Origin of the sequence: uncultured Pseudoteredinibacter sp., assembly GCF_947502065.1 — a bacterium.
In the GTDB taxonomy this organism is placed as follows: Bacteria; Pseudomonadota; Gammaproteobacteria; order Pseudomonadales; family Cellvibrionaceae; genus Pseudoteredinibacter.
Window position 1 is genome coordinate 1 of record NZ_CANMYE010000037.1, and the last position, 308, is coordinate 308.

The 308-nt window shown below is 51.3% G+C and carries 1 protein-coding gene; it reads right to left on the minus strand.

Annotated features, from left to right (window positions below; translation table 11 throughout):
• A partial coding sequence (locus Q1A41_RS20260) for a hypothetical protein (RefSeq protein ID WP_299982977.1) occupies positions 1-308 on the minus strand: 308 nt, incomplete at both ends.

Consider the following 308-nt stretch of genomic DNA (forward strand, 5'->3'; position numbering starts at 1 on the left):
GTGTAAGAACCATCAGCTTGAAGGGTTAGGGAACCCAGCGAACCTGCAATTGAAGTGTTAACGCCGCCGGAGATATCACCGGTTTGTGTACCCGCAACTACACCGGTAATGGCTGCTGCATCGGCGCCATCCACATCGGCACCACCAACATCGGTTCTAACATTACCGGTTGCGCTGGTAACAGCATCGGTTGCATCTGTATCAGCATTCGCAACTGGTGCCGTATCGGTAATTAAAATATCCAACGTGCCGTTAGCTGTCGTACCATCGCTATCAGTTACGACGACCGCCAAGCTATCAACAACTTC